The sequence below is a fragment of the Frankia tisae genome (assembly GCF_025403405.1).
Taxonomy (GTDB): domain Bacteria; phylum Actinomycetota; class Actinomycetes; order Frankiales; family Frankiaceae; genus Frankia; species Frankia tisai.
The window spans coordinates 1-21,004 of record NZ_JANEZT010000071.1 but is presented as its reverse complement, the minus strand read 5'-3'; the positions used below and the strand labels follow the sequence as shown (position 1 = coordinate 21,004).

The 21,004-nt window shown below is 72.6% G+C and carries 13 protein-coding genes; 7 read left to right on the top strand and 6 right to left on the bottom strand.

Annotated elements, in window-relative coordinates; genetic code table 11:
- The first annotated feature begins 372 nt into the window (after window positions 1-372).
- On the top strand, window positions 373-2,205 hold the full coding sequence (locus NBZ85_RS09570; protein ID WP_261561814.1) for an esterase-like activity of phytase family protein: 1,833 nt from the start codon (window positions 373-375) through the stop codon (window positions 2,203-2,205).
- A gap of 264 nt (window positions 2,206-2,469) precedes the next feature.
- Window positions 2,470-4,551, top strand: coding sequence for a glycogen debranching protein GlgX (gene glgX, locus NBZ85_RS09565; protein ID WP_261561813.1), 2,082 nt, complete (start codon window positions 2,470-2,472; stop codon window positions 4,549-4,551).
- A 289-nt stretch (window positions 4,552-4,840) separates the two neighbouring features.
- Here glgX and NBZ85_RS09560 read toward each other — a convergent pair whose 3' ends face one another.
- Window positions 4,841-5,047: a type II toxin-antitoxin system HicB family antitoxin gene (locus NBZ85_RS09560; RefSeq protein WP_261561812.1), complete on the bottom strand. Its 207-nt coding sequence runs from the start codon at window positions 5,045-5,047 to the stop codon at window positions 4,841-4,843.
- A gap of 117 nt (window positions 5,048-5,164) precedes the next feature.
- Complete coding sequence (gene pglW, locus NBZ85_RS09555; RefSeq protein ID WP_261561811.1) at window positions 5,165-10,045, bottom strand: BREX system serine/threonine kinase PglW; 4,881 nt, start codon at window positions 10,043-10,045, stop codon at window positions 5,165-5,167.
- Between the two features lie 154 nt (window positions 10,046-10,199).
- On the opposite strand from pglW, the gene NBZ85_RS09550 reads away from it, so the two are divergent.
- From NBZ85_RS09550 to NBZ85_RS09535, 4 genes are all read left to right on the top strand, one after another.
- The gene (locus tag NBZ85_RS09550; protein WP_261554631.1) at window positions 10,200-10,406 is read left to right on the top strand and encodes an AbrB/MazE/SpoVT family DNA-binding domain-containing protein; all 207 of its coding nucleotides are present in this window, start codon (window positions 10,200-10,202) and stop codon (window positions 10,404-10,406) included.
- 13 nt (window positions 10,407-10,419) lie between these two features.
- A complete protein-coding gene (locus NBZ85_RS32630) occupies window positions 10,420-11,136 on the top strand; it encodes a Fic family protein (RefSeq protein WP_261554630.1) in 717 nt (238 codons plus the stop codon).
- Between the two features lie 192 nt (window positions 11,137-11,328).
- Window positions 11,329-11,991, top strand: a complete 663-nt coding sequence (locus NBZ85_RS09540) for an RNA polymerase sigma factor (RefSeq protein ID WP_261561809.1) — start codon at window positions 11,329-11,331, stop codon at window positions 11,989-11,991.
- A complete protein-coding gene (locus NBZ85_RS09535; RefSeq protein WP_261561808.1) occupies window positions 11,988-12,806 on the top strand; it encodes a Rieske (2Fe-2S) protein in 819 nt (272 codons plus the stop codon). Before NBZ85_RS09540 ends, NBZ85_RS09535 begins: the two co-directional genes overlap by 4 nt.
- A gap of 164 nt (window positions 12,807-12,970) precedes the next feature.
- Here NBZ85_RS09535 and NBZ85_RS32625 read toward each other — a convergent pair whose 3' ends face one another.
- The gene (locus NBZ85_RS32625; RefSeq protein ID WP_261554627.1) at window positions 12,971-13,303 is read right to left on the bottom strand and encodes a hypothetical protein; all 333 of its coding nucleotides are present in this window, start codon (window positions 13,301-13,303) and stop codon (window positions 12,971-12,973) included.
- Here NBZ85_RS32625 and NBZ85_RS09525 point away from each other — a divergent pair.
- Window positions 13,290-13,490, top strand: coding sequence for a plastocyanin/azurin family copper-binding protein (locus NBZ85_RS09525; protein ID WP_261554626.1), 201 nt, complete (start codon window positions 13,290-13,292; stop codon window positions 13,488-13,490). The two genes, NBZ85_RS32625 and NBZ85_RS09525, sit on opposite strands and share 14 nt — an antisense overlap.
- A 43-nt stretch (window positions 13,491-13,533) precedes the next feature.
- Here NBZ85_RS09525 and NBZ85_RS09520 read toward each other — a convergent pair whose 3' ends face one another.
- The 3 genes from NBZ85_RS09520 to NBZ85_RS09510 form a co-directional block, all read right to left on the bottom strand.
- Window positions 13,534-14,337, bottom strand: coding sequence for a hypothetical protein (locus NBZ85_RS09520; protein WP_261561807.1), 804 nt, complete (start codon window positions 14,335-14,337; stop codon window positions 13,534-13,536).
- Between the two features lie 45 nt (window positions 14,338-14,382).
- Window positions 14,383-15,549 (bottom strand): SLC13 family permease, encoded by a 1,167-nt coding sequence (locus tag NBZ85_RS09515; protein ID WP_261554636.1) that lies wholly within the window; start codon window positions 15,547-15,549, stop codon window positions 14,383-14,385.
- 67 nt (window positions 15,550-15,616) lie between these two features.
- A complete protein-coding gene (locus tag NBZ85_RS09510) occupies window positions 15,617-20,980 on the bottom strand; it encodes a pentapeptide repeat-containing protein (RefSeq protein ID WP_261561806.1) in 5,364 nt (1,787 codons plus the stop codon).
- Window positions 20,981-21,004 lie beyond the last annotated feature (24 nt).

The following is a 21,004-nucleotide window of genomic DNA, read 5'->3' as shown; positions in this document are numbered from 1 at the left end:
CCCTGGCGGGCTGCAGAGACCGGCCGGTTCGGGCCCCTGGCCGGGGCCTAACCCGGGGCTTTCGCGAGGTGATCGTCTGGTGGGTGTGCCGGAAACGGGAAAGCGCTCCTGGGCTGGGAGGATCGGGCTTGTCGAGGGCCTGAACCATCCATCACCCTGCCCGAGGTGCCGGCCCGGATCGACCTGCGGCGCTGACCCGGCCGGTCGGCCTCGGCTGAGGCGCTGTTGACCTGGTCGGCGACCACGGACGGTCGGGGTCCTCGTGCGTGTAGTCAGCATGCGGCGAAACATGGGGCTCAATCGGTTTCCAGGACGGAAACCAGACAGTCTCCGGCCACGCGCGATTCATCTGGCAGCGATTTGGTTTGGTGCATGCACACCTTCGTCGCCCGGAAGCGGGCAGTAGCCATCGGCGGTGCAGCGACCGCCATAGTCCTGGCGTCCGCCGGCATCGCCTCGGCCAACTCGTCAGGAGGCTCGCGGCCCGCACCGTTCTCGGTGAGGGCCGACATCGGTGTGGCCGGTCCCTTCAGCGGCGGTACCGTGGCGGGCAACGTCCTGGCGAACGACTCCGGCGCGAGCGCGGTCGTACGCAACAGCGGCCTCGACACCCCGGCCGCCGGCAGCCTCACCGTGAACGCCGACGGCTCCTACAGCTTCACACCGGCCGTCAAGGGCAGCCATGGCACGGTCCACTTCACCTACACCGCGACCAACGCCGTCAGTCTCTACAAGGACGCGGTGCCCGGCGCGAACAAGATCCCGCCGCTCGGCAGCCTCGAGGGCCCGAACGGCACGACCGTGCAGATCTCCGGCGGCGGCTACGGCTCGTCCTTCGTGGCGGTGCCGGGGCAGCCGGGGTGGTTCTACGGTCTGACCGACCGTGGCCCGAACGCCGACGACGACGGGCCGGCCGGTGTTAAGGCGTTCACCGACCCGACGTTCAACCCGCAGATCGGCCTGTTCCAGCTGGTCGGCGGCAAGGCGGTGCTGCGGAAGAAGATCGTCCTGAAGGCGCCCGACGGAACCCCGTACAACGGTCTGCCGAACCCGGTCACCAAGAACGCCGCGAGTACGGAGAAGACCGAGGACCTCTTCGGCACCTACGTCGACCCGGCCAAGACCTACACCGTGCCGGGGACCAAGCCGGCCGTGACGCTCAACCCCGACAACGGCTACGACTCCGAGGGCCTGGCCGCCGTGGCGGACGGCAGCTTCTGGGTCTCCGACGAGTACGGCCCGTTCATCACGCACTTTGACCGCAACGGCAAGGAGATCGAGCGGCTCTCGCCCTGGGGCGCCGACGCCGGCCACCAGGTCAACACCAAGAGCCCGCTGCCGATCGAGCTGCAGCTGCGCACCAAGAACAAGGGCATGGAGGGCCTCACCGTCACGCCCGATGGCAGGACCCTCGTCGGCATCATGCAGTCGGCCCTCACGGTGCCCGACTACGGCCTGACCGCGAAGGGCAAGACCGTCAAGCCGGCCAACGTCGCCCCGGTGCGGATCGTGACCGTCGACCTGTTGACCAGGGCGACCCACGAGTACCTGTACCTGCTCGACAACCCGGGCACGACCGGCAACGCCGTCAGCGAGATCAGCGCGCTGTCCTCGACGAAGTTCCTCGTCGACGAGCGTGACGGCAACCAGCAGGAGCCCGGCAAGCCGGCGACCAAGGATCTCTTCCAGATCGACCTGACCGGCGCGACCGACGTCAAGGGCGACGGCACGAACCCGCTGGGCTACACGGTCGGCGGCAAGTCGATCGACGCCTACGTCGGGGACGCGTCCACCTCGGACGCCCAGGCGCTGCTCACGAAGGCGGGTATCAAGCCGGCCAGCAAGACCTCGTACCTCGAGGTCGGCACCCTGCTGAACACGCTGGACCCGTCGGGCGCGCTGTTCGGCCACGACAAGATCGAAGGCATCGCGGCCCTCGACGGCGGCAGGACGCTGTACCTCGCCAACGACAGCGATTTCGGCATGGACCACCTGCTCGGCCAGGACGAGGCCGCGTGTGAGGCGTCGGGCCTGTCCGACACGACGGCGTGCGCGCCGGTGACGTCGACGACAACCGGCAAGTACCTCGTCCACCAGAAGACGCTGGATGCCAGCGGCGTCGTCGACGACGGCGAGGTCCTCAGGATCGACGTGACGAAGCTCCCGCCGGCGCTCGGAACGGCGACGGTCACGATCAGGTACTGATCGACCCCGCTCTCCCGGAACGGCCCGCTCCCAGCAGCGGGCCGTTCTCGTGTCTGGCCGACGCGGCAGCGAGACCGGAACGGGCCATGAACGCCGACCCGGCCTGGCAACGGGGAGTCGAGCAGCGAGGCCGGCAGCCGCCGCGCACGCCGCCGTCCAGGTCGGATCGTTCTCAACACCGCCACCGCGGCCCACCGACAGCGTCCTGCGTCGGCTACGTGGGTTGACGTCCTTCCTGTCGCCCGTGGGTGGGATGGTGAAGAGATGACGGAGAGCCTCATCGGGGCGACGGTCAGCGGGAAGGTCGCGACGTCGGCGCTCGGCGTCCACCTGAGCGGAGACGGCGTTGATGTCGGGGTGTCGTCCGGCGTGGCCGATGCGGTCGACTTCTGCCTGTTCGACGACGAGGGCGGCGAGCAGCGGCTGCCCCTCGAACGAGACGAGTCGGGCACGTGGCGCGGCCACGTCGCGGGCGTGCAGGATGGGGACCGTTACGGGTTCCGGGTGTCCGGCCCGTGGAACCCGGCCAGCGGGCTGCGGTGCAACCCGGCGAAGCTGCTGTCGGACCCGTACGCCCGCGCCGTCACGGGAACGGTCCGGTGGGGATCCGAGGTACTCGGGCACGTGCCCGGCGGCCCGGACCGCCGCAGCGACACCGACTCGGCCGGCTTCGTGCCCCGTTCGGTGGTGGTCGCGCCCGCCGAGCCCCCGGCCCCAGGCCCGGGACGCGTGCCCTGGTCGGACACCGTCCTCTACGAGACACACGTCAAGGGTTTCACCCAGCGCCATCCGGACGTCCCGGCGCCGCTGCGGGGCACCTACGCCGGTCTCGGCTCGCCCGCGGCCATCGACCATCTGCTCCGGCTCGGGGTGACCACCGTCGAACTGATGCCGGTGCACCACTTCCCGCAGTCCGGTTTCCTGCTCGACAAGAACCTGCGCAACTACTGGGGATACGACTCGATCAGCTACTTCGCCCCGCACGGCGACTACGCGGCGGCGCGGATACCGGGCGAGCAGGTCGCCGAGTTCCGGACGATGGTCGGCATGCTCCACACAGCCGGGCTGGAGGTGCTCCTCGACGTCGTGTTCAACCACACCGCCGAAGGGAACGAGAACGGCCCCACGCTGTGTTACCGGGGTCTGGACAACGGCGCCTACTACCGGCTCGTCCCCGGGCAGCCGCGGTTCTACTACGACACCACCGGCACCGGAAACACACTCGATCTCGCCCACCCGACGACCCTGCGCCTCGTCCTCGACGCGTTGCGGTACTGGGTGACGGCGATGGGCGTCGACGGTTTCCGCTTCGATCTCGCCGCGTCCCTGGCCCGCGACGAAGCCGGCGGCTGGGACGTGTACTCGGCGTTCCTCGACGCGATCGCCCAGGACCCGGTGCTCAGCGCCGTGAAACTGGTCGCCGAACCATGGGACACCGGCTTCGACGGGTACGACGTCGGCCGGTTCCCCGCCGGCTGGTCGGAATGGAACGGCCGCTACCGCGACGACGTCCGCGACTTCTGGCGCGGCGCGGACGGGAAGGTCCCGACGCTGGCCACCAGGCTGGCCGGAAGCTCCGACCTGTACCCGACCCGCGGCCCGCTCGCCAGCATCAACTTCATCACCTGTCACGACGGTTTCACCCTGCGCGACCTGACGTCCTACAACACCAAGCACAACGAGCCGAACGGTGAGGGGAACCGCGACGGCACCGACGACAACAGATCCTGGAACTGCGGCGCCGAAGGCGACACCGACGACCCGGCCATCCTGGCACTGCGGGCCCGCCAGCAACGCAACCTGCTCACCACCCTGCTGGTCAGCGACGGCGTACCGATGCTCGGCCACGGCGACGAACTCGGCCGCACCCAGCACGGCAACAACAACGCCTACTGCCAGGACAACGACGGCTCCTGGATCGACTGGGACGCCGCCGCCGGCCACACCGACCTCACCGCCTTCACCGCCGGCCTCATCCGGCTCCGCCACCAGCATCCCGTGCTGCGCGCCCGCCGCTTCCCGACCAGCACCCCGCCGGCCGCCGGCGGCGTGGCGGAGACCTGGCTGCGACCCGACGGGCAGCCCATGAGCGGCGACGACTGGCAGGCGACATTCGCCCACACACTCGCCGTCCACCTCCGCGGCGGCGACGACACCAGCGAACTGCTGCTGGCCTTCAACGCCTACTGGGAGCCGGTCACCTTCACGCTTCCCGGCACCGGCTGGGCCGTCGTCCTGGACACCACCGCCGCCGATCCGCCGCACCCCACCCCCACCAACACGGCCGGGCCCACCATCGACGCCGGCCCCCGCAGCGTCGTCATCCTCAGCCGCAGCACCTCCTGACCGGCTGAATTGTCACGCGCTGCCGGCAGGATCGGCGGCCGGGAACCAGCGGGCTTCACATGGCGATGACGGCCTCGGCGGCTTTGAGGCTCAGCCCGGCATGGTCGGCGGAGGGTGATCGCGCCGCCGGTCCAGGTACGTGAGTATCTGGCGAAGTGTTCCTTTGGGTACGTCTCGTCTCGCGTGGACCGGAACGGTGACGTCTGGCCCGGACCAGCTCGAATCCGGCCTTCTGTAACGCCCTGACGAGGTCCTTGCCGGGGAGCGGCGGGACGGGTGGCACTTCAGCTCAGGCGATGTCGAGCATGATGGTGAACTCGTCGGGAGCGCCGTCGTCTTCGAGGATCATGAGGACGGCCTCATGGAGATCCGCCAGTGCGTCCTCGCGGGTGTCCCCGTTGCCGTTGCACCCGACCCGACCGACGTAGGCGTGGGTGCACCAGACACCGTCTTCGTCCTGCTCCACCGTGTAGGGGATGTGCACCGCCCCACCCATGCCAGTCAGGGTAACGCGCGTCGGTTCCGTACGGTGGCCGTGTGATCGCCCGCTCGGCGGGTCTGGTCGCTGTCCGCCGACCGGAGGAGCGCTACGGAACTCGTACCCCCTCCAGTGTTAGGACGCGATACCGGCCAGGCCGGTGTCCTCGCCCGCGGCGCGGTGGCGGTTGGTGACCCAGGCGTCGGGCAGGGCCACCCACTCGCTTTCGGTGATCAGTTGGACGAGGGCGCCGTCGAGGCGTGGTGGGCGGGTCGGCTCGGTCGTCGGGCACAGGACCCAGACCGGTCGGCCGCCGGCGCGGGCCCGCTCGGCCAAGGCGAACAGCACGTCCAGGCCGCGGCCGTCGTAGCGGCCGAACACGCCGGCGTCGTGCAGCAACAGCGGCGCCGGTCGACGGCCGGGCCCAGCGTGGTCGGCAGGGTCGGCAGGGTCGTTGCGGTCGGCGGGAGCGTTGCGGTTGGCGGGGGCGTCGATCAGCGCGGTGAGCTGCGGCGCGGCCCGGCTCCAGGCCGTCCGGACGTACTCGGCGAGGTTGCCGGCCGCCCGGCTGCCGGGCTCCGCGGCGTCGGCGCGCAGAATCGTCGCCCAGGTCGGTCTGGGCCGCGGGTCGACCTCGGCGTGCAGCGCGTCGAGGAACACGGCGGCGACGTCGACCGGCTCGGCGGCGAACCGGTGCGGCCGGGTCAGCTCCGCGCGGGCGGCCAGGTAGTGGTTGCGCCGGACGGTGAGCGCCCGGAAGCCGCCGGCTTCGGCGGCGGCGGTGAGCCGCTGTTCGGCGAGTGCCGCCGCCGCCCGGTCGGGGCTGTCGAACACGGTGCGCGCCGGCCGGCTGCCCAGGCCGGTGGCCTGGCGGACGACCGGCGTCGCCCGCGAGCCGAGCCCGGTCGAGGAGAGCAGGCCGTGCGGCGGCACGTAGCCGTCGCGGGCCGCGTTCCACTCGAGGATGAATCCTGCCGCGGCCAGCGGGGCGTCGAGCGCCGGGTGCGCCGGCAGCTCGGTGGCGAGGCCCGGGAAGCGGTTCTGCACCCGTTCGCGGATGGTCGCGACGTCCACCAACGGCCGGTCGGGCGGCTCGTCCGGCCCGCCGGGCTGCGGCGGGACCGGCACACCGGCCTGGGTCAGGCGCAGCGCCCGGACGAGATCCAGGTCGCGCGGGTAGATCTCCAGGCGGGCGTTGGTGGCGGCGGTGCGCGACGCGGCGGCGGCCAGCCGGACGAGGCGCTGCTGGTCGAGCGTGGGCAGGCCGGCCAGGCCGGCCAGCCCGTCGGCGGCCCCGACAGCGGCGGATCCGGTGCCGCCGTCCGCCAGGCCCTCGTCGTCGGCGTCACCGGCGGCCGGCCCGGTGCGGACCGCGGCGAGCTCCCGCAGCACGGTCGCCGGGGCGGGCAGTTCCTCGGCCCGCGCGAGCCGGTCCGCGGCCTTGCCCAGGGCGATGGCGTACGCGAACAGCGCGGGCGCGGCCGGGGTGAGCGGGCCGTCGTCCTCGGCGGCCTCCAGCGCGACCAGCGTCCGGTCGTAGAACCTGCGGCGGGCCAGGCACGGTTCGGAATCGAGGTCGACGGTCTCCAGCGCCGCCCGGACCGCGGCGGCGGCGAGCGCGTGACGCTCGGCCGGCGAACGCTGGCTGCCGTGGCGGGCGAGCACGGCGGTGGCCAGCTCGTCGAAGCCCATCACCCGGCCGGCGTCGCCGAGGATCTCGACGAGCTCGTCGCGCACCGAGCGGACCGCGTCGTCGGCGTGCCAGGCCCTGCGCCGCGCGGTCAGCACCTGCGCGATCCGGCCCGAGGTCACCCCGACCCGCTCGGCGACCTGCTGCTGCGGCGCCCACGGCGCCACGTCCGGCAGCGCGCCCGCGGCGTCGGGCAGGCCGAGCAGCAGGCGGGTCGCCTCGCGTTCGGTGGCGTTGCGCCCACCGGACAGGGCGTGGGGGAGTAGCCGGTCGGCGAGGGCCTCGACCGGCATGCGGGCGTAGTCCATCGCCATCACCGACGGCGCGTCGGCCGGCTGCTGCCCGGCTGGCGTCGGCTGAGCCGGCGTGCCGGCCGGGACGGCGTCGGCCGAAGCGGCGTCGGCCGAAGCGGCGTCGGCCGAAGCGGCGTCGGCCGAGGCGGCGGCGAGGGCGCGGCGCCACTGCCGGATCCGGGACTGCAGTTCCTGGCGGGTCTTCGCGCCGGTACCCGGCAGGCTGATGATCTCCTTGGAGCCGAGGGTCAGCAGCACGCCGACGGTCGTCACGTTCAGCCGGTGCGCGGCGGAGACCGCCCGCGGCGACAGGCCGGCGGCCTCCAGCGGCGTGTCGGCGGCTGCCGTCGCGGCGGCCAGGTCGCGGGCCTGCTGGGCGGCCCTCTCGCCGGCGGCGGCACCCGCAGCGCCCGCCGGGCGCGTCCCCGCCGGGTGGATGCTCGGGGTCGGCGGGGTGGAGTCGGCGGCGCGGAAGACGGCCTGCCAGGCGTCGCGCATGTCCTTCAGCGACGCGAACCGCCGCGCCGCGTCCCGGTCGAGCGCACGCGGGAAGAAGGAGGCCAGGCCGGAGCGGATCGCCGGGTCGAACGCCTCGGTGGCCACCGTCGGTGGGCCCTCGGTGAACCGCTCCCCGGTGGACCCGTCGCCCCACAGCGGCAGCTCGCCGGAGGCCATCTCGTGCAGGGTGACGGCGAGGGCGTAGCGCTCGGCGTGGTCGTCGTAGGTGGCGCGGGTGCCGGCGCCGAGGAACGGGTCCAGGTAGCGGGGCGTGCCGGCGGCGGTGTCGCGGACCGAGATGTTGGCCAGCGAGAAGTCGATGAGGACCAGCTGGTAGGTGCGGTTCGGCCGGCGGCGGATGACGATGTTGTCCGGCTTCAGGTCGCGGTGGGCGACGCCTTCGCCGTCGAGGTAGTCGACCGCGCCGAACAGATAGTCGCTGTAGGTTTCCAGCTCGTCGACCGAGAGCCGGCCCTCGCGCAGCTTGCGGGCCACGGTCTGCTCGCCGGCGTGGTCGAGGACGAGTACCGTGCGCCCGCCGATTACCAGCGTGTCCGGGCGGGCCAGGCGGATCACCCGAGAGTCGTTCAACCGGCCCAGCACCGACGCCTCATGTTCCAGGCGCGCCGCCCGCTCGTCGGACAGGGCGACCTTCAGGACTTCGTCGCGGTTGGTCTTCTCGTTGCGGGCCAGGAAGGCGCGGCTCGTCGAACCGGTGCCGAGACGCTCCCGGATCCGCCACTCGCCGCCGACCAGGTCGCCGCGCTGGGCCTCCAACGGGTCCGTCTCGGGAACCTGCTCGTCCCGCTGCGCCGCGGGTGGGTCCGTCGGCGGGCCGCCCGCGGCACCGTCGCCCGCGCTGCTGTCGCCGGGGGTGGCCGCCGGGACGTCCGGCGGGGTGAGCTCGTTCTCGGCGAGCAGCAGCCAGTCGAGCAGTTCGCCGACGCTGGCGTAGCGGTTGTCGGGCAGCGGGCAGGTCGCCTGCGCCACCACGTCGTTCGCCGCTTCGGACAGCGAGTCGACGACCTCGGCCGGATGCAGGCCACCCGCCTGCTCCAGCCGCGCCTTCAGCGCGTTCGGGCTGTCCGCGGGCGGCTGGCCGGTGAGGATCAGGTAGGCCAGCGCGCCCAGGCCGAAGACGTCGATGCCGACCGGGTCCGGGTAGGGGGCGCCGATCTCGGGCGCCAGGTAGCCGGCGGCGGCCAGTTCGAGATGCGGCAGGAACCGGGCCGCAGGCTCCACCGCGAGTTCCAGCGACCTCGTCGTCATCGCGTTCGTCAGCGTGCCGGTGCCGGTGCCCGAACCGGCGTCGCGGGCCGCCGCCTGCCAGTCGCTGATCATCAGCTTGGGTGCGAGCCAGCCCTGCCCGCCGGCCCCGTTGCCGGCCCCGCCGCCGTTCCCGCCCGCGCGGCGGCCCCGGCCACCGGACGGCACGACCAGGACGCTGCGGGCGGCCAGCGCCCGGTGGTAGAGATGCCGGCCGTGCGCGTAGGCGACCGCCTCGGCCAGCTGGCGGATCATGTGCAGCCGGGTGCCGGCGTCGAGGCGGTCACCGTACCGGTCGAGATAGTGGTCCAGGCGCATCTCGTCCGGTCGGTGGCGGAAGATCAGCGCCGGGCCCGCCTCGTGGCCTTCCAACCCGTCGACCTGGACGATCCCCGGATGGTTGATCCCATGCAGGACCAGGAACTCGCGGCGGGCGACCGCCTCCCGGTTCGCCCGCTCGGCCTCCCCGGCGGCCCGCTCGACGAGGTAGATCCGCACCCGTCGCCGCTCGGAGGCGACCTGGGTGTGGGCGGCGTGGTAATCCTGCCAGGTCGGACCGGAGTCGAACGCCGGGAACTCCAGCTGCCAGGAGCCCACCCGCTGGTGACGCCGGCTGCGGGCGATCCCGGCCGCCGGCAGCAGTTTCGCCAGGGCCTTCGACAGCCCGGGGGTGACCCGCTGCCGCTCGTCGCGCAGCGGCGTGTCCAGCAGACCGGACCAGATCGACGGCAGCATCACGCCGCCCCTGCCACCGCCGCTGCCGCTCTTGCCGGTGTTCCCGCTGGCGGCGCCGCCCGGGGCGCCGCGCTCGGGGCCGAAGACCCAGTGGAGCTGGTGGTCGTCGAACTCGACCCGCAGGGTCGGGTTCGACAGGAAGACCGCCGGCTGGATGAACGGGATCTTCGTCCTGCTCGCGCGGCCGGCGTTCTCCAGCAGGGACCGTAGTTCCTTGGACTTCTGGTTCGCCAGGTGCAGCGGGTTGTCGAAGATCCGGGTGTTGCCCGAGTCGCGGTGCTGGGTCCAGTTCGACCCGGACGCGGTCAGCCGGCCGACGAGGCTCTTGATTTCGATGAGGTAGACGCCGCCGCGGGCGACGACCAGCAGGTCGACCTCGCGGATGTGCCCGGTGGTCGCGGTGAAGGTGAAGTTCGACCAGGCCCGGTACGGCTCGGCGTCCGGCAGCAGCAACCGGACGTGCTCCAGCGCCTCCCGCTCATGCGGGAACTGCGACGGCGTGACCGTCTCCCACCGGCCCTGCCCATCACGCACCCGTCACCCCGTCGTGTCCGCGGCCCTGCCCCCAGCTGCCGCGCCCGCTATGTCGCTACCGGTGACATTAGCCCTGATCTTTGCGCGAATGGGCGGGGGATCATGATTTCTAGCCGCACCGTGTCGGGTTCGTACGGGGGCATAAGCTGTTCGTATGCGGAAGAAGGTCGTCACGATCGGGAACTCGGCGGGCATCACGATCAGCCCGGCCGAGCTGCGTGCTCTGGGCATCGGCCCAGGGGACACGGTCGAGGTGACCGTCCGTGCCGGGGTGCTGGAGGCCCGTGCCGTGAGCCGGTACGAGGATGCCTCCCTGCCCGACCTGATGGCTGTGATCAACGCGGCCCGGACCCGGTCGTGACCTGGACCCGGTCGTGACTTGGACCCGGCAGGAGTTCCTGGCCGATGTCGCCCGCACCGGGGTCCTGTCGCTGGGGTACGCCGAGGACGTGCTGGTGCGCCTGGCGCACCACTCCACGGCGATCGAGGGCAACACACTCACCCTGGCTGACACCATCACCCTGCTGGTCGACGAACGGGTGCCCGTGGCCGGCACGCCGGTGCGCGAACTGTACGAGGTCGCCAACCACTACCAGGCGCTCGCCCGCGTTCTGGGCGCCGTCGCCGACGGCGAACCCCTGACCACCAGCCTCGTTCGAGACCTGCACGCCGCGCTGATGGACCACCTGATCCACGACCCCGGCCAGTACAAGACCGCCAGCACCATCGTCACCGGCGCGTCCTGGCAGCCCGCACCACCCGGACACGTCCCGGAACTCCTGCGCCAGTGGGCCGACCAGACCGAGTGGCAGACCGCCAACCTCGACAACGAGGCCCTGCTCGAGGCCATCGCCGGCGCGCACATCGCGTTCGAACGCATCCACCCGTTCTCCGACGGCAACGGCCGCACCGGCCGCACGATCATCGCCTACCAGGCCATCCGCCGGTTCGGGTTTCCCGCCATCGTCCAGGTCACCCAGCGACCCGCCTACATCACCATGCTCGACACTCAGGACACGCCCGCCCTGACCCGCCTGCTCGCCATCTCACTCGCCGACGAGGCGGCCCGCCGCGCCGCGACACAGCCGTGATCAGAACCGGCGGGTGATCCGGGCAGTCCGATCGGACGGTGGCGGCCACCGATCCGGTCGGCCTTGCCCAGGGCGATGACGCAGCGTGGCGCAGCGGTGGTTCTGGCCCGTGGAGGTGTAACCCTCCTGCCTATCTGGACGGGTGAGGCGACAGATCGGCAACGACGGCGGGTTGTGAGGCGGTGGGGAGTGGTGGCGGTTGGTCGGGCGAGGATCCGACGACGCACCCTGACGGGCGAGGAGGCGGTCGAAGGTACCGGCGGCATCGCGTCGGGCGACGGTGGTCGAGCCGGCGCCAGCGCCGGAGTGTTCGAGCGTCCCGATCCGCCGCGGTTGCGGGTGGTGTCCGATGACGTCTATCCCGGTTGGGAGGAGATCTATCGCGACAACGTGGAGCGGGTGTATAAGATCATGTTCGCGAAGGTGGGGAACCGTCCGGACGCTGAGGACCTGACGGCCGAGGTGTTCATGGCGGCGCTGCGTCCCCTGCGGGTGTCGGCGAGCGTCGGTGAGGTGCGGGCGTACCTGGTCGTGACCGCCCGCACGGTGCTCGCCGCGTACTGGCGGCGCACCCTGGGAGTTGCCGTCACCACGCTCGACGAGGATTCCGCCCAGACGATGTTCACCACCGTTGGCGCCCCGGCCGGCCCGGCGCTGGACAACCCCGCTCGCGCGGAGGCGATCCTCGCCGCTCTGCCTGACCGGTACGCTCGCATCCTGCGGCTGCGGTTCCTGGAGGCGTGCACGCTGCGGGAGGCCGCCGGCGAGCTCGGGATCACGGTCGGGAACGCGAAGGTTCTCCAGCATCGCGCGCTGCGCCAGGCGGCCCGGCTCGGCGGCGAGATGACCACATGAGCGGGCGGGGACTGCGCCGGTTCGTCGAGGACCTGATCGGCCACCGGCGGCCCAGACCGTTCGACGCGGGCCCGCAGGACGCCGCCGCCCTGCGCGCGGCGATCACGTTGCGGGCCGCCCGACCCGGCAGCGACAGGCCGAGCGAGGAGTTCGTCGAGCGGCTGCACCGGCGTCTCGCCGCCGCCGAGGCCGTCTCCGGCGAGGCCGTCTCCGGCGGGGCTGTTCCCGGTGGGGCTGTTTCCGACGAGGCGGCTTCCGACAGGGCGGCTTCCGACAGGGCGGCCGCTGCTGAGGCCGGCGCGGGGCGGCAGCGTGGGACGCGGCGGCGGTTTGTCCAGGCCACCTCGATCGCGGCCGGATCGGCGGCGATCGGGGCCGGGGTGGACCGGGCCGTCGGCGAGCGCGGCCCGGGCGACGGTGACGAGGCGTACCCGCCGGTGGCCGGACCGGAGCCGGCGACCGGGTCCGGTGCCGCCCTGGTTCCCGAGGCCGGCATCTGGCGGACCGTCGCCACCACGCAGGACCTGCCGGAAGGCGGGGTGCGTGCCTTCGACGCCGGGACCGTGGTCGGGTTCGTGCGACGGACCGACGGCCGGGTCCGCGCGATGTCGGGCATCTGCACGCATCAGGGCTGCCGGCTGGCCCTGGACCCGGCGCAGCAGCGGCTGAACTGCCCCTGCCACCGCATGGCCTTCTCGCTGACCGGCGAGGTCGTGCACTACAAGCTGCGGACCCCGCCGCGTCCGCTGCCCAGCCTCACCGTTCGCGAGGTCGACGGCGTCGTGCAGGTCTACGTGCCACCCACCCCCACGTGAACACCCCCACGTGAGAACACCCGCACGTGAGCGCCGCCGGCCAACGGGTGACCGCCCGGGCCGTGTAACCACCCCGGCTATTGATAACCGCGACGACAGAAGCGGTCCACGAGCCGACACGGTGGGCCCACGGCACTGGCCCGGATGACGGGCCGGAAAGGCAGCTAACCGATGTGGTGTTCCTCCACAATGCGCCGACCACGGCGGCGGCTGTTCGCGGTCGCCGCTCTGGCGGTGGCGCTCCCCGGCCTCGCGGCCTGCGGCGGCGGGTCGAGCGGGGCCGCGGCGCCTGCGTACGCTCCCGCTACGACGGCGACGTCACCGGCCGGGGCGGGCGGTGGCACGACGCCGACCCCGATGCCGAGCATGCCCGGGATGGCGACGGGTGCGCCGGGCGCCGGTGGCGCGACGGCGAGCGGAAAGCCGGTGTCGACGACCAGGGTGGCCATCCAGAACTTCGCGTTCTCGCCGGCGACGGTCACGGTGAAGGCCGGCACGACGGTCACCTGGACGAACCAGGACTCCGAGCCGCACACGGTCACCGCGAAAAGCGGGGCCGGTCCGAACTCGCCGACCCTCGACCAGGGGGCGACCTACCAGTACACGTTCACCAGGGCCGGTCAGTACTCCTACCTGTGCACCATCCACCCGTTCATGCTCGGCACCGTGGTGGTGACCCCGTGAGCGCCGGCGACGGGCGGGCCCCCCGGGGTTCCCGGCCAGGCGCTCACCTGCTCGGCCAGGGTTGCCGTTTCTCCGCGGGGATCTCCGCGACAGTGGCGGAGCTCCGCGCGGGCGCGCGCGGGCCGGTGAGGGGCACGGCGCCGTACGGCGCCGTGCAGGTGCCCCAGGCGCTCATGCCGTGGACGGCCAGCTGGTCGAACGTGCCGTGCGCGGTGCTCGCCGCGGGCAGGGACGCCAGCTCCACCGCCGGTTCGGCGCGTTCGGGCCAGGCGAGGGTGATGTGCGGCCGGAAGCGATCATCCGTGTCGTCGGTGATCTCGTCGTAGCCGTAGGCCAGGAGCTGGCGCCGCCTGGCGGCGCCGGCGGCGCCGTGCTCGTCGAGCACCCTGGCGAGGGGTGTTCCCGCGGGGTCGACCTCGCGCTGCCGGCCGCGCCGCAGCGGCTCGAACGCCGCCACGACCCGGCGCTGCAGATCGAACCAGGCGGGCGAACGGTCGAAGTAGAGCTCGGGAGCGCCGTGCGGATTGTGCGCGTACTCGCCGCCGACGGCGGCCACCGGCGCGGCGGCACCGGCCACCTCGCGCAGGGCGCGCAGCACCGCGGGCAGGTCCGCCGCGACGGCCGCGAACATGAAGATCGAGACATGGGGTGCGCAGGTGCCGGGGCCGCCGTCCGGATCAGGCCCGTCCAGGAGGAAACGGGACGGATTGCCGGCCCGCCGCATGCGCTCGGCGAGGGATTGACTGTCCCGAACGGTGCGTGCCGCAAGGCCCGGCGGCGGAAGAAGCACGACGTCGAGTACTCGGCTCGACCGTGCGTGGAGTGGATCCGGAGTGAACGCTGGCACGGTGGAATCCTGTCGCAGCGGAACCTGCTCGGGCGGCACGCCGAATCAATGTATCAGGACGTCGGTCACGACGACGATTGCCAGGCCGACGAGCAGGGCCGGCGTTCCGACCCGGACACCTGTTTTCGTGTACTCCCAGGGACTCACGCGAACCTCCAGGCGGGCCGCGGTACTGCGCCACAACAGGCCGGCGAGCGCCCCGTGCAGAACGAGTACCGGGCCGAAGTTCACCCCGAACAGCAGCGGCCAGATGTGCTCCGACCCGGAATGCAGCCCGGGCAGACTGATGAGCAGTGCGGGCAGATTGTTGATCGTGTCTGCCGCCACGATGGCAAACAGCGCGGTTTGCAGCTGGGCGGCCCAGCCCTGGCCGTCGAAGATGTGTGCCAGTCCCAAATGCGGCGCCGCGGCGGTGGCCACCAGCCCGAGCCCGGTGGCGAGGCCGGCGGCACCCCAGGGAACGTCCCCCAGTCGGAGGTCGCGCGTCATGGCTACCAGCACGATGTCGGCGATCAGCGCGACGATCCACGCCTTGATCCCGAGCGCGTCGCCGACGGTGAAGCCGATGACAACGAAGATCACTATAGGAAGGCCCAGGTAGAGCGCCCGCCGATCCACCGGCTCGTGGACCGGCGGCGCGGCGGCCGCTGCCGCGGGCAGGCGTCGGTAGCCGAGCCAGCCCACGACGACGGCCGCGAGTGACGCCGGGCCGAGATGGACGAGGAAATCCTCGATCCCGAGGTCGAGGGTGTCCGCGGCAATAAGGTTCGTCAGGTTCGAGATGGGCAGCGCACTGGAGGCGAGGCAGGCCAGCAGGACAGGTTGGAAGGCGATTAATCCGGCATCGAGGCCGTTTCTTCGAGCGAGTCGAATATACAGCGGGGTGAGTAGCACCACGGACGCGTCGAGATTGAGGAAGGTCGTCACCGCGGCGGCCAGTATCCACAGTCCCAGGCGCGGGTCGCGGCCCCGGTCCATCAGTGACGCGGCCGCGCCGAAGAAGCCGATCCGGTCGAGCATCACCGCGAGCGGAACCGCGAGCAGGAGGAAGGCCAGCGGCGCGACGAGCGGCCGCACCGCATCCCATCCCTCGTCGGCGGTGAGCCCCCCGGAAACGAGCAGAACGGCCGCCGCTAATGCGGGCACCAGCCAGCTGGGTAGCCGGGGTACGAACACCCCGAGGACGGCGACCACGAGCAGGGAGACTTGCATTACCGCCACGCCTCAACCTTAGCGACGCGGCCGTTAGCGACGTGGCCGTCGGTGGCGGCGCGGCCGCTCAGAACGGTTCGTCGAGCGCGAGGCGCCGCACGTCACCCAGGTGCCCGTCCAGCTCGCCGATCTCGAACCGCGACATCCCGATCACGTGCCAGATCTGCCCGGCCATGTCACCGGCGACCTTGTACCGCCCGTCGGGCGCGAGGGCGGCCCACCCCGAGGGGATCCCGACCAGGGTGAGAGTCGGTGCCCGGACCTCGCCGTCGAGGTCGGAGACGTCCCACAGGCGGGTGGTGCCGTCATCACCGCAGCTCGCCAGCAGCCGGCCGTCGCACGAGACGTCGATCGACCAGACCCGCCTGGTGTGGCCCTCGAGCGCCGCGATCTGCTCGCCGGACGACGGATCCCACAGCCTGATGACCAGGTCGTCGCCCGCGGTCGCCAGGAACCGGCCGTCCGGGCTGAACGCCGCCGCCCACATCCGGGCCGTCCCGGGCCGGAGCACCTGCCGGCAGGCGCCGGTGGCGACGTCCCAGATCCGTGCGCTCCCGTCGTTGCTCGCACTGGCCAGGTGGCGTCCGTCCTGGCTGAAACGGACCGCGTAGACCCGGTCGGTGTGCCCCTCGAGGACCAGGCACGACCCGTGGGCCGCATCCGTCGCGACGGCCAGCCGCGGCGACGGGTCGTCCGTCAGCCGCCACAGCCGCACCAGCCGGTCGTCACAGCCGGTCGCCAGGATCCGCCGGTCCGGGCTGAACGCCAGCGAGCGGACTCGACCCCGGTGATCGGGGATACCCAGGAGCTGCCGGCCGGTCGTGCGGAACCAGAGCTGGACGGAGTCGTCGTCGTTGGCGGTCGCGAGGATCTCCCCGGTCGGATCCAGGACCTCCGCCCACACGTGCTCGGTCTCCACCCGCAGCTCACGCTCGTAGACGCCGACGTCGGCGCCACCGATGTCCGCGCTGCTCGGCGACCCGCCGGGCCGATCCGCTCGCCGCGCCCGAAGCGCCTCGGTGACGGGCCGGAGGTTCCAGACGTGCACCGTTCCCGCGTTGCTGCTACCGACGATGCGGTCGTCGACCGGGCTGAACGTGGCGGAGACCATCCGGTCGGAGATTCCGCCGAGCTGGCCCAGCCGGCGGCCCGTGCGCGGGTCCCACAACCGCACGAGCCCGTCGTTGCCGCAGACCGCGACCAGCCGGCCGTCCGCGCTGAAGCGGACGTTGGTGAGGCGGCGGCCGTGCCCGGTCACCGTCGCGTGACAGGTGCCGGTCCGCGTCTCCCAGATCCGCGCCGTCCCGTCGTTGCTGGCGGTCACGAGCCGCTGGCTGTCCGGGCGGAACACGGCCGGCCACACCGAGCCGCGGTGCCCGGCGAGCGTGTGCAGCAGGGCATCGGTCGTGGCGTTGGTGAGCCGCACGACTCCGTCGCTGTCCCCGGAACTGAGAACCGTGTTGTCGGGGCTGAAGGCGACCCGGTAGACGGCACCGGTGTGCCGGGCGACGACGCGTCCCTCGCCCGTCGCGAGGGTCCACACCCGCACCACGCCCCCGGTGTCGCCGCTGGCGAGCTCGGTGCCGTCCGGCCGGTAGTCGACGGTGTACACCGGCCGCTCGTGGCCTCGCAGCAGCCGCCGCAGCCGCCCCGACTCCGCGTCCCACAACCGGATGTCCCCAGCCTCGTCGGCGGTCGCGAGCTCGGTGCCCTCAGGGTGGAACACCAGCCGGAACAGGCTGCCGGTATGGCCGCCGAGCACCTGGACCAGCGACCCCGTGCGCGGATCCCACAGCCGGGCGGTCCCCGAGCTGTCGCCGGTCACGAGCAGCGGCCGGCTCGGGTGGAAGGCAGCCGTCCAGACCCGTTCTCCGTGGCCCGGCAACGTGTGCCGTAGCTCGCGGGAAGCGACGTCCCAGACCCGCACGTCGCCACCGCGGTCACCCGTGGCGAGCAGCGTGCCGTCCGGGCTCAGGGTGATGGGCCAGATCCAGCCCCGGTGCCCGTGCAGCTCACCCACCGGTTCACCGGTGAGGGCATCCCACAGGCGGACCAGGCAGTCCGTCGACACCGTCACGATGTGGCTGTCGGTCGCCAGAACGGCGTGCACCCGGCCGTGGTGCCCCTGCAGTGTCCGCAGCGGACGGCCGTCGGTGTCGCAGACCAGCGCACCGCCGTCCTCGCCGGCGATCACCATGATCGAGCCGTCCGGGCTGTAGCTGACCGGGGCGGGAATCCGACCGGTCTCGAAACCGAAGTTGACGCTCACGGCGGGTGGCGCGAGCCCGAACTCGACCAGCCCCCCCGGCATCACCGCGGCACCGGAGGCGCGCGCCACGGCCGTCAGCTCGGGTGCCGCGCCCGCATTGATCACCAGGGCGCGTCGCCACCGGCTCCCGTCGAACCTCACGTCCCGCAGGTCCGCGCCGAGCAGGCGGGCACCGGTCAGGTCCGCGCCGGCGAGGTCCGCGCCGCGCAGCTTCGCGCCGTCCAGGCAGGCACCGGCCAGCGTGGCGTCGCGCAGGATCGCACCGGTGAGGTCGGCGCCGACCAGGCGGGTGTCGGCGAGGTCGGCGCCGGTGAAGTCGACGTCGCGCATCTCCCGGTGCGACAGGTCCTCGCCGCGCAGCGAGGTGCCCCGCAGGTCGCCGCGCACCGGGGTGCGCATCCGCACGTTGATCTTCACGGCGTTCGCCCGTGACGTCTCGGGCAACGCGGGATCGCCCAGCACCGTCGTCGCCCAGTCCCGCAGTTGCCGGGGGTCGGCCAGGTCGCAGAGGAACTCCACCGTCAGCGCGGACAGCGCCCGGCGCGCCAGCAACGCGGTGGTGCCCGGCGGGTCGGCCGACAGCCGCTCGGCGATCCGCCTGGCGACCAGCCACTCCGCCACGGACGAGTGGATGAAGCCGAACAGCCCGTCCTCCGAGCGGACCAGCAGGCTGCCCGCGCCGAGCGCGTGCTCGGTCTGGGCGGGCGACGGGCGTTCCTCGGTCATGCCGGCGAGGGTCTGGCCGACCTCGCGCAGGTCGGCCAGGCGAAGCCGTTCCTCGTCGGCGGTCCAGAGCCGCTGCGCCAGGGTGGTCACCGCCGTCCACATGTCGTCCAGTGTCAGCCCGGCCGGGGAGCCGGTGACGCCCTGGGTGCGGTTGACTTCGAAGACGAGCCAGGTGTCGAGGATCTCCTGGTACAACTGCGCGGCACTGATCGTGTCGTGGGCCGCGGCGACCCGGGTGAGCCGCTCGGCGGACAGATCCGCGATGAAGGTCAGCATGCGGGGGTTACGGGACAGCCCGATCAGGTCCCGGATGCCGTTGATGAGCCGCAGCCGGGTGTCCGCGGTGGCCTCGTCCCGGTAGCGGTTGCGCAGGTACTCGCGGATCTGGGCGGAGCCGAAGTCCTCGATGGTGAGGACGCGGCGGCGGGGGAGCAGGCCGACGCGCCGGCCCAACCCGGTCAGCACCTGCTCGTCGCTGCGGAAGTGGTGGGTCCGGCTCGCGACGATGACCTTCGCGTCGCCTTCGGTGGCTTCGAGGATCGCCGCGAGGTGCTCGGTGGCACGTTCGTAGGTGACCCGGCTCGCCAGCTCGTCGAAGCCGTCGAACAGCAGCACGAGCCGGCCCTCGCGCAGCATGTACCGGAAGGCCCGCAGGTCCGCCAGGCTCTGGCCCTTGTTGGCCAGGTGGGCCGCGACAAGGCCGTCGACCGAGTGCGCCTTGTCCAGGGCGCGGAGCTCGATGAAGATCGGGATCAGGTGCGGCAGCTCCGCCGGGATGCGCCGGGCGACCTCGCGCAGCGCGAAGGTCTTGCCCCGCCCGAAGTCCCCCAGCACGAGAATGAACCGGCCCTCCTCCTCGGCGACCAACCGCATCAGCTCGTCGCTGAGACCCTCGCGCACAGTACGGACCGCGCCGACCGTCTCACCGACCATCTCGCGGAAGCGCTGCGGGACGTACAGCGAGGGGGGATAGCGTCGGTCGGCGGTGATCTCCGCTGTCTGCCGGGCGACGAAGTCCCGCAGGTCGAGCAGCCCCTGGAACTCCAGGAAGCTCCGCAGCCGGATCCCCCGGCCGCGGGCCGCGGCGCGCAGCCCGGTCGATGGTGCGACGGTCGAGACCAGCTCGGCCCCACCGTCGAGGTCCAGGGCCCGCACGATGGTCGCGAACCGTTCGAGATCGGCATGGGTCACCTCGCCGGCCTGCGCGCCGATGCGGACCACGGAGGTCAGGCCGTCACCGCGGCGGGTCACGACCAGGTGCGGCACCTCCCCGCCGACCCACCGGATCCGGGCCTGCCGGTCGCTGACCTGGCAGATCTCCGCGACCTGCTCGAGCAGTTCCCGATCGGGGTCCGGCGCGGCCGCCTCCCGAGGATCGTCGCCGGGTGCGCCCCGGCCAGCCCCGTCGTCGGCGGCGTCGGCGGCGTTGGCGGCGTTGGCGTTGGCGGCGGGGCTGGCGCTGGCGATCCCGGCCGTGTGCGGCGGCGCCGCGGAGAAGGCCGCGCCCGCGTCGACCCAGCGGTGTTGCCGCCACGTGCCCGCGTCGCCGTCGTCCCCGGGCACCCGCCAGTGCCGCAGGCCGTCCGGCTGGACCTGCAGGAGCTGGAAGTCCGCCCGCGGCGGCGTGACGATGATCGGGGTGCGGCCGGGCGCGACGTCGCCGCGGCCGGTGATGAGCAGGTTGAGCCGGGAACCCAGCGTCTCCCGCATGACCTGGGTGTCGCGGATCGCGTCGGCGTGGGCGACCGACGGCGCGGCAAGCGCGTGGTGCGCGACCCCGATCCGCAGCCAGCCGTCCCGCTCGAACAGCGCGAGCCGGCGGGCCAGGGAGGCGGCCTGCTGCGCGCCGACGAGCCCGTGGTCGTCCGCGTCGCGATGGCTCTGCGCGATCGTCGTGTTGATCCCGGCGATCACGACGGAGAGTTCCGGGACAGTCAGCAGGTGCCACGGCTGCGCCGCATCGAAGATCGCCCCATCCACCTCCTGGTAGAGCTCGGCGACCATCCGGCTGTAGTGCCGCCACTTCGGCCAGTAGGGCCGGCGCGGTTGGGTGTCGTCCGCCTCGCAGGTCGCGAAGTACGCCGCGCAGGCGGCCCGGGACACGTCGTGGCGACCCGGCACCAGCACGATGCGCCGCGGTTCGAGGTTGACCATCGCTCGCAGGTCGCTCACGAAGGCGAGCGCCGCGTCGAACTCCCGGCGGGTGCCGGTCTCGGTGAGGTCCCCGGCGATGACCAGCAGGTCGGGGGCCGGTCCGCCGGCGCGGTCGATCGCCGCGAGCTGCCCCCAGATGCGGTCCCGCAGCCGGGCCACGTCGCCGCCGATGCCAGCATCGATGTCGCCGCCGATGCCGGCGCCCACGCCGGTCCGCGCGCTGGCGGTCCCGTGCCGCAGGGCGCGCCCGAACCGGGGGCCGGGCAGGTGCAGGATGGTCACCGCGTCCGCCGATCGCTGCCGGGC